This is a genomic window from Rathayibacter sp. AY1A7, assembly GCF_002930845.1.
Lineage (GTDB): Bacteria > Actinomycetota > Actinomycetes > Actinomycetales > Microbacteriaceae > Rathayibacter.
Genome location: NZ_PSTL01000041.1, coordinates 1 through 8786, shown reverse-complemented (window position 1 = coordinate 8786; position 8786 = coordinate 1). Strand labels below are relative to the sequence as shown.

Sequence of the window (8786 nt, the reverse complement as noted above, 5' to 3'; positions counted from 1 at the left end):
GAGCGCACCCCGTCGGCCCGCGCCCGCCCCGGTGCCCGAGAGGCCCGCGCGACCGGCCGCCGGCACGTCGTCCGCCGGGAAGAAGCGAGGAGCCTCCGGCTCCCGCACGCCCTCGGCGCCCCGTGCCGCATCCGCCCCGCGCACCCCCCGCCCGAAGCAGCCGCCCGCTCCGCCCTCGTCCGCGTGGATCGCCGGCGTCCGCGGCTCCGGCTTCACGCTGCTGGTGATGGGGATCATGATCCTCGCGGTGGTCGTGCTCGCCCCGAGCATCAAGAACTTCGTCGAGCAGCGCGCCGAGATCGCCGAGCTGCAGCGCTCGGTCGACGCGGCCAAGACCCAGGCGCAGAACCTCGACGAGCAGCGCACCCGCTGGTCCGACCCGGCGTTCATCCGCGCGCAGGCCCGCGAGCGGCTGTACTTCGTGATGCCCGGCGAGGTGAGCTACCTCGTGCTCGACGACGTGACGCTCGCCCAGCAGGCGCAGCAGCCCGCGAGCGACACGGTGCAGGAGACCCCGAGCGACTGGGCCGGCTCCCTGCTGTCCTCGATCGCGGTCTCGGGCCTCGGCGAGCCGACCGCCGACGAGCTGACACCGACTCCGTAGCTCCCGCCCGACCCCGTCGCTCCCGCCCGGCCCCGCGTACACTGGAGCGTCCTCCCGGCCGTCCGTCCTCTGGAGCCCCCGTGACCACGCCCCCCTTCGATCCGCCGTCCGAGCGCGACATCGCGGTCGTCTCCGCCCAGCTGGGCCGTCCCGCCCGGGACGTCGTCGGGATCAGCGCAAGCTGCGTCTGCGGCGACCCGACGGTGGTCTCCACGAGCCCCCGCCTGTCCGACGGCACGCCGTTCCCCACCTTCTACTACCTGACCCACCCCGCCGCGACGGCCGCGATCTCGCAGCTCGAGGCCACCCAGGTCATGGTCGAGTACAACGCGATGCTCGCCGAGGACGAGGAGCTGCGCGAGGCGTACGCCGCTGCGCACCGGGCGTTCCTGGCCGACCGCGAGAGCATCGGCTCCGTCCCCGAGATCGCGGGCATCTCCTCCGGGGGCATGCCCTCGCGGGTGAAGTGCCTCCACGCCCTCGCCGCGCACGCCCTCGCGGCGGGCCCCGGCGTCAATCCGATCGGCGATCTGGCCCTGGCCCGCGCCGACTGGTCTCCCGAGCGCTGCGCCTGCAGGCCGCTCGACGCGTAGCCGCTCCTACCGGAGCCACGGAGGCGCCACCACCGGCGCGCTCTTCGCTAAGCTGATTCCCAGTCGGGGTCAGTGCTGCCCACCGCATCGAGAGCGGGCACTTCGCATTGCGTGAGGGTGTTCGCATTGTCCATCCCTCTTGGAGAGTCAACCGTGCCCAGAATCCTGATCGTCGGAGGCGGCTACGCCGGCTTCTACACCGCGTGGAAGCTCGAGAAGCAGCTCCGCCCGCACGAGGCAGAGGTCACGATCGTCGACCCGCTGCCCTACATGGCGTACCTGCCCTTCCTCCCCGAGGTCGCCGCGGGGTCGATCGAGCCGCGCCACGCGATCGTCTCGCTCCGCCGCCACCTCAAGAAGACCGCGATCCTCGCCGCCAAGGTGACGAAGATCGACCACGCGAACCGCACCGCGACGATCACCCCGACCGTGGGCGAGCCCTACGAGTTCGAGTACGACCAGATCGTCGTCACCGCCGGCTCCGTCTCGCGCACCTTCCCGATCCCGGGCGTCGCCGACAACGCGATCGGCCTGAAGACGATCGAGGAGGCGACCGCGATCCGCGACCGCATGCTCACGAACTTCGACAAGGCCGCGTCGCTCCCCGCCGGCCCCGAGCGCTCGCGCCTGCTGACCGTCACGGTCGTCGGCGGCGGGTTCGCGGGCATCGAGGTCTTCGCCGAGCTGCGCTCCTTCGCGAGCGCGCTGCTCAAGCGCTACCCCGAGATCGACTTCGAGGAGACGCAGTTCCACCTCATCGAGGCGATGGGCCGGATCATGCCCGAGGTCGCCCTCGAGACGAGCCACTGGGTGCTGAAGAACCTCGACCAGCGAGGGGCCACCGTGCACCTCGACACGCAGCTCAAGTCGGCCGAGAACGGCGTCATCCAGCTGTCGACGGGCGAGAGCTTCGAGTCGGACCTGATCATCTGGACCGCGGGCGTCATGGCGAACCCGTCGATCAAGAACTCCGACCTGCCCATCGAGGAGCGCGGCCGCCTGCGCGTGCGCGCCGACCTCCGCGTCGGCCACGACGACGTGCTCGTCGAGGGCGCCTGGGGCGCCGGCGACGCGACGGCCGTCCCCGACCTCACCGGCGGCGGCGTCGGCGGCTTCTGCGTGCCGAACGCCCAGCACGCCGTCCGCCAGGGCAAGCTCATGGCCAAGAACATCACCGCGGTGCTCCGCGGCGAGGAGCCGGTCGACTACGTGCACAAGAACCTCGGCGCGGTCGCGGGCCTGGGCATCGGCATCGGCGTGTTCCAGTCCGGCAAGATCGCCGTGAAGGGCTTCCCCGCCTGGGTGATGCACCGCGGCTACCACGGTCTCGCCATGCCCTCGTGGGAGCGCAAGTTCCGCGTGGTCTGGGGCTGGTGGAACAACCTCTGGCTCGGCCGCGACATCGCCTCGATCGAGGCCCGCGAGTACCCCCGCGGCTCCTTCGAGACCTACGCGTCGCGTCCGCGTCCGGCGGCCCCGGCCGCCGAGGCTCCGGCCGCGCAGGCCCCGGCGCAGATCCCCGGCCAGGCCGGTGCTCCGGTCCCGGTCGGCGGCGAGCCCGCCAAGTCCTGACACCGCCGCCGGGAGGGTCGCTCCTCCCGGTGGTCGCCCCCATAGCCCAATCGGCAGAGGCAGACGACTTAAAATCGTCTCAGTCTGGGTTCGAGTCCCAGTGGGGGCACTCCGTCCGACGTGCCGCTCTCTAGGCGGCGCGGGCGTGCGCGCTGCGTCGAGCGGGCTCGAGCAGCCCGGCCTCGAGGGCCTGGGTGATCTCGCCCGGGGTGCAGTCGGCGCAGAGCACGACGAGCTCCTCCTCGGTGTCGCGGCCGCCGGAGCGGTCGAGGACGACGGCGTCGGTTCCGCAGAGTGCGCATTCGATCATGCGGGTACCGTACGTCCGACCTCCGACATGCGCGCGGCAGCGCCCCGGCGCGTCTCGCCCGGATCCGGCAGGGCGCCGGGCGCGCCTCCGGACCGGTCGTCCTTCCGGCCGGAGGAGCCCGGTGTTCGGGAATCGGACGAGGATCCCGCGCGCCCGCGCCGCCTCGCCTAGAGTCGTCACCGGGCGGTTCCGAGCCCGGGCGCCCGCGTCCGGATGCGAGCCGCCCGGTCCACGGCGGGCGCCGGAACGGTCCCGCTTCTCGTGCCCGCGGGCACCGTCATGCACCGCCCGGCGACGGGCGGCCGGGAGGCCCCCATGGGGAAGCTGCTCTACGGAGCCTCGGGAGTCGAGATCGAGTTCGACGACCGCACGCTCACGCACGTCCAGATCGTCATCGCCAACAAGCTGCGCCGCCGCGAGAGCTTCTTCTTCTCCTGGCGGGACGACCCCGCGGTCGGCGACGGCCGCTCGAGCATCTGGCTCGACCCCTCCGTGCCCCTCTACTTCAAGTACTTCGGCGGACGGGTCCCCTCGATCAACCGCACCTGGATCGACCTGCTGACCGTCTCGGCGAACTCGTCCGGCGGGCTGCAGCTCGTGCAGGAGCCGGACGCCGCCCCCACCCCGCCGCCGAAGGGCGAGCAGGGCGCCTGACCCCCACCCGCCACGCCCCGGAGAAGAGCCCCATGCAGCGCGACGTCTCGGCCCACCTGACCCTCGACGTCGCGGCTCCGGCCGCCCTCGTCCTCTCGATCGCGGTGGCCGACGCGTACGGGGCGGAGGAGTCGCTGACGCTCACCGTCGACGGCCGCCCGCTCGCCGCTCGCGAGGTGATCGACCAGCACGGCACCCGGCTGCACGTGCTCGACGCGCCGGTCGGGCACCTCGTCGTGGACTACTCCGCGCGCGTCCTGGGACGCCTCGATCCGCTCGAGGGCGACGAGGTGGACCGGCTGCGGTACCTGCGGCCGAGCCGCTACGCCGAGTCGGACGTGCTGTGGGCGACGGCCCGGGCCGAGTTCGCCGGCCTCGCCGGGGCGGACCTCCTGCACGCGGTGAGCTCCTGGGTCGGCACGCGGCTGGCGTACGTCCCCGGCTCGAGCCTTCCGACGGACGGGGCCGAGCGGACGCTGCTCGCCCGCCGCGGCGTCTGCCGCGACTTCGCGCACCTCGTCGTCGCCCTCCTCCGTGCGCTGGACGTGCCCGCCCGACTGGCGGCCGTGTACGCGCCGGGACTGCAGCCGATGGACTTCCACGCGGTCGCGGAGGCCTGGATCGACGGGGAGTGGCGGGCGGTCGACGCGACGACGCTCGCGCCGCGGTCGAGCCTCGTGCGGATCGCGACGGGACGCGACGCGGCCGACACCGCGTTCCTCGGCGTCTACGGCGGCATAGCGACGCTGCGCGAGCTGACCGTCGGCGCCGTGGCCGACGTGCTGCCGGGCGACGACCTCGACCGGCCCGTCTCGATCGGCTGAGCGGGCCCCCGAGCCCGGCTACTCCGACTCGACGAAGCGCCGCCAGGCCCAGATCGACGTGCACACCGCGCTGAAGGCGACGACGGCGAAGAGCACCGGGCCCGCTCCGCCGTCGGTCGACCAGGACGCGATGGTCGGGGTGAGCAGCACGAACAGCACGGTCGTCGCGAGGAGCGTGAGCCCGAGCCAGAGCAGCGGGGACCAGCGCAGGATACTGCGGCCGGCGGGGCGCCCGACCGGGAACAGCAGCACCACGCTCGAGCCGACCGAGATCAGCGTGGTCGCGCTGAGCACCTCCGCGGCGAGCACGGAGCCGAACGAGCCGTCGGGCGGGACCACGGCGGAGGCGCCCCAGGCGAGTCCGGCGAGGCCCAGCAGCGAGACGACGCGGACGGTGGAGAGCTTCGCCCGGTCGACGGCGGATGCGCCCTCGGGGAGGACGAGGCCGATCACCACGCCGAAGAGGAGCGCCGGGTCCAGTCCCGCGAAGCGCGAGACGAGAGCGGCCGCCGCGACCAGGAGCAGCGCGCGCGGAGCGGCGACGACGCCGATCCCGCTGACGCCGATCCGTCGGCCGACCAGCGCGGGGACGGCGGCGGCGACCGCGTTGACCACGGCGACGGCCACGATGACGGCGATCAGCAGGCGCAGGTAGGCGGGCTGGCCGTCGACGCGTCCCGAGAGCAGGACGAGGCCGGCTGCGCAGCCGATCATCCCGACGACCATCAGGCGCGGCGAGGCGGGACCGGTGTCCGGCTTGTCGTCGTACTCGACGGCGGCGCGGTTCCGGCCCGTGAGGTGCCAGCTGCGCTCGGCGCGGGGCGCGCGCCCGGCCGCGGCGAGGCGGGCCGGCACGACGACCAGGGCGAGCGAGAGCAGAGCGAGGGCGAGGGAGCGCATCCAATCGGCCATCGAGACGACGGGCGATCCGGCGGACAGCGCGGTGGTCATCCCGGTCGCCGCGCTCCAGCCGCCCGGCTCGGATCCGGCGTCGGGGGCGGGCTGCGGCGGCACGTCACCGCCGTCCTGGTCTGGAGCCGGGACCGGTGCTGCGGTGGGCTCGGCGGTCGGCTCGTCCTCGGGCGCGGGCGCGGCCTCTCCGGGGCGGACGGGCGACGGGGACGCGGTCGGCGCCGCACTGCTCGGAGCGGGAGACGCGGCGGCCCCGGGTGCGGTGGGCGCGGCACCGGGGGCGGCCGGCGTCGTCGCGCTGGGCGTGCCGGTGGGAGCGGTCGTCGCCGCCGCGAAGGTCACGTCGATCCAGGGGCTCGGCGGGCTGTAGTTGCCGGCGCTGTCCCCGGCGATGGCGGAGACCCGGTGCGCGCCCGCCGTGATCGTGCCGCCGGTGCAGCTCCAGGCGCCTCCGCTGACCGCCGCGTCGCAGGTGTTGACCCGGTCCACGTACACGTAGGCGCGGGTGCCGTCCACGCCCGTCCCCGAGTAGGACGCGCCGCCGAGCGGCAGGGCGGCGCCGTTCGACGGCGAGGTGAGGGCGGGGGCGGCAGGAGCAGCGGTGTCGACCACGAGGGTCACCGGCGCGCTGGCCGGCGAGGCGGCGCTGCCGGCGAAGGAGGCGGTCTGCGTCGCGGTGACGCGGTAGCTGCCCGGCGCCGGAGTGGGGGCGAGCTGGCAGAACCATGCGCCGCCGGAGTCGGCGGTGGCCAGGCACGCGGCGCCGCCGTTCGAGACCGCGGCGACGCTCGCGCCGGGGTAGGCCGTGCCGCGGACCGAGCCCGCGGAGGTCGCCGAGCCGTCGACCGACTCGATGACGGGGGCGCTGAGGACGGCGATCGGGACGGCGGCCGAGGTGGTCCCGCCGCCGGCGAGGAGCTCCACCGCGACCAGGGTCGCCGGCCCGTCGTCGAGGGAGACGGCGCAGCTCCAGCCGCCGTCGGGGCCCGCGGTGGTGATGCAGAGGGGGTCGCCGCCGCCGCGGAGCCCGATCTGCACCTGGTCCCCGGCCGTCGCCGTGCCGGTGACCGTCGTCGCTCCCGTGCTGAGGACCGCGCCGGAGGAGGGAGCGGTGATCGTGAGAGCGGCGGCCTGCGCGGCCGGAGCGGCCAGCCCGGAGACGGAGGCGACGGCCGCGAGGAGCACCAGCAGCAGGGCGGCCGTGCGCCGCGGGGATCGGCGGAGTCGGGGCACCGGCACGACCGGTGAACCCCCCGGTACTGCCACGTCGACGCCCGATTTCACGATGCGTCCATTGCACGGGGGCAGGGGGGAGCTGTCAAGCGCGCCGCACCACTGTTCCCGGATGTACACCATCCGGAGGAGGCGTCTCAGTCGGTCGGGGGAGTCGGGGAGATCCGGGAGAGCGCTTCCGCGAGAATATACCCGTCGATCAGATCCGGAGGACAGTGGAATGCGCGAAGACGAGGCCCGCGGGCGCGATCGGCGGGAGGTGCGCGTCGAGGCTGCGCGCTTCGACGATCCGCGCGAGCTGGGCGGGCTCCTGCCGCCGGGCCTGCGCATCGGAATGGCGCAGAGCGCCTTCCAGACGGAGGGCTCCCTCGAGACGGGCGGCCGGGGCCGGTCGGTGTGGGACGACTTCGCGCTGCGACGGGGGACGATCGCCGAGGAGGCCACTCCCGAGATCGCGACGGACTTCCTCCTGCGCTGGCGCGAGGACCTCGCGCTGCTGGTCGATCTCGGCGTCGACGAGCTCCGGCTCTCGGTCTCGTGGCCCCGGCTGCAGCCCGACGGCCGCGGGCCGATCGACCGCGGAGGGCTCGGCTTCTACGACCGCCTGCTCGACGGGCTCGCCGAGACGGGGATCCGGGTCGCGCTGACCCTGCACCACCGCGACACCCCGTCGGCGCTCAGCGGCGGCTGGATGAACCGCGACACCGCGTTCCGCTTCGGCGATCTCGCCTTCGAGCTCGGCGGGCGGTTCGGCGACCGGGTCGCCGACTGGATCACCCTCGACCAGCCGTCGACGGTGATGCTCGAGGGCTACGCGCTCGCGCGGCAGGCGCCGGGCGCCGGCCGGCTGTTCAGCGCCCTGCCGGCGCTGCACCACCAGCTCCTCGGGCACGGCGTGGCGCTGGAGGCGCTGCGGGCGGCGGAGGTGACCGGGAGGATCGGCCTCGTCGACGCGCTCGCGCCGGTCGAGCCCGCCTCGGACGACGACCGGGACCGCGCCTTCGCCTCCCTGGCGGACGTCCTGCGGAACCGCCTGGTGGCCGACGCCGTGCTGACCGGGTCCTACCCGGTCGGACCGGAGGAGCTGCCGCCGTTCCTCGGCGCCCTCGCGCAGGCGGATCCGGTCGACCTCGCGCGCATCTCGGCTCCGCTCGACTTCTACGCGGTCGCGCCGCTGCCGCCGCTGCGGATCGTGGCGGGCCGCGACCCGGCGCTGCCGACCGGGGTGGGCGCTCCTCTTGCGCTCCCGTTCCACACGGCGCCCTGGCCGGAGCTGGACCGCACGGGCGACGGGTCGCCGGTCGCACCCTGGGCAGTGGTCTCGGTGCTGCGGTCCCTCGTGGAGCGCTACGGCGACGCCCTGCCGCCGCTGGTGGTGACCGCGCTCGGCGCGAGCTACTCCGACGAGCCCGATCGCGAGGGTGCGATCGTCGACACGGAGCGGATCCGCTGGCTCGGGGCGCACCTGGCCGCTCTCGCCGAGGCCGTCCACGACGGACTGCCGGTGGAGGCCGTGCAGCTCTGGACCCTGGTCGACGCGTTCGAGTGGCAGCACGGCTACAGCCGCCCGCACGGGCTCGTGGCCGTCGACACGCGCAGCCGGGACCGCGTGCCCAAGGCGTCGTTCGACTGGCTCCGGCGCGTCCTCGACGCCCGCTCCTGACGCGGGGGCGTGCGAGACTGCCGCCGTGCGCAGCATCCTCGCCCTCGCCTCCGTCCTCCACGCCGACCCCGCCCCTGTGCTCGCCGCCCTCGCGGACGTCCTCGCCGCCGACGGCGCCTACGAGCGGCGGGGGAGCGGGCTCGAGCGCCGACTCCCCGTGCTCGGCATCGAGCAGTGGCGGGTCCTGGCGGACGAGGAGGGGGCCCGGGTCGAGTGCGAGCTGGTCGCCGCACCCGCCTCGTCGGCGCTCGCCGGGGTCCTCCTCCGGCGGCGGATCCGCGAGGCGCCGGACCGGTTCCGCGCGGTCGTGACCGCTGTCGCCGACGCGGTGGAGTGACGCTCCGGGGACGCCCGCGCGGGTCCGCTCCGACGCCCGCTCTCCGCTCCGCCCGCCGACCCGCCCGCCGCCCCGCCTCCACAC

9 protein-coding genes and 1 tRNA gene are annotated in these 8786 nt (G+C 74.8%); 8 read left to right on the top strand and 2 right to left on the bottom strand.

Features of this window, described 5'->3' with window-relative positions; genetic code table 11:
- From C5B95_RS17990 to C5B95_RS16845, 4 genes are all read left to right on the top strand, one after another.
- Positions 1–604 (top strand): septum formation initiator family protein (locus C5B95_RS17990; protein WP_258060066.1); only part of this gene is annotated, 604 nt, incomplete at its 5' end.
- A gap of 80 nt (positions 605–684) precedes the next feature.
- Positions 685–1197, top strand: a complete 513-nt coding sequence (locus C5B95_RS16855; protein ID WP_104349683.1) for a DUF501 domain-containing protein — start codon at positions 685–687, stop codon at positions 1195–1197.
- Positions 1198–1350: 153 nt separating this feature from the next.
- On the top strand, positions 1351–2769 hold the full coding sequence (locus C5B95_RS16850) for an NAD(P)/FAD-dependent oxidoreductase (RefSeq protein ID WP_104225019.1): 1419 nt from the start codon (positions 1351–1353) through the stop codon (positions 2767–2769).
- Positions 2770–2804: 35 nt separating this feature from the next.
- Positions 2805–2878, top strand: a tRNA-Leu gene (locus tag C5B95_RS16845).
- 21 nt (positions 2879–2899) lie between these two features.
- Here C5B95_RS16845 and C5B95_RS16840 read toward each other — a convergent pair.
- Complete coding sequence (locus tag C5B95_RS16840) at positions 2900–3079, bottom strand: hypothetical protein (protein WP_104225020.1); 180 nt, start codon at positions 3077–3079, stop codon at positions 2900–2902.
- Positions 3080–3394: 315 nt separating this feature from the next.
- Here C5B95_RS16840 and C5B95_RS16835 point away from each other — a divergent pair, with 315 nt between their 5' ends.
- Together C5B95_RS16835 and C5B95_RS16830 are read left to right on the top strand one after the other, a co-directional pair.
- Positions 3395–3733: an ATP-dependent DNA ligase gene (locus C5B95_RS16835; protein ID WP_068211888.1), complete on the top strand. Its 339-nt coding sequence runs from the start codon at positions 3395–3397 to the stop codon at positions 3731–3733.
- Positions 3734–3765: 32 nt separating this feature from the next.
- The gene (locus tag C5B95_RS16830) at positions 3766–4557 is read left to right on the top strand and encodes a transglutaminase family protein (RefSeq protein ID WP_104349682.1); all 792 of its coding nucleotides are present in this window, start codon (positions 3766–3768) and stop codon (positions 4555–4557) included.
- Between the two features lie 18 nt (positions 4558–4575).
- On the opposite strand, the gene C5B95_RS17285 is transcribed toward C5B95_RS16830, so the two are convergent.
- Positions 4576–6702: a hypothetical protein gene (locus tag C5B95_RS17285; RefSeq protein ID WP_181068120.1), complete on the bottom strand. Its 2127-nt coding sequence runs from the start codon at positions 6700–6702 to the stop codon at positions 4576–4578.
- A gap of 220 nt (positions 6703–6922) precedes the next feature.
- Between C5B95_RS17285 and C5B95_RS16825 the strand changes: the two genes are divergently transcribed.
- Together C5B95_RS16825 and C5B95_RS16820 are read left to right on the top strand one after the other, a co-directional pair.
- On the top strand, positions 6923–8365 hold the full coding sequence (locus tag C5B95_RS16825) for a glycoside hydrolase family 1 protein (RefSeq protein WP_181068119.1): 1443 nt from the start codon (positions 6923–6925) through the stop codon (positions 8363–8365).
- Positions 8366–8390: 25 nt separating this feature from the next.
- Positions 8391–8702, top strand: coding sequence for a hypothetical protein (locus tag C5B95_RS16820; RefSeq protein WP_104349680.1), 312 nt, complete (start codon positions 8391–8393; stop codon positions 8700–8702).
- Positions 8703–8786: the final 84 nt, after the last annotated feature.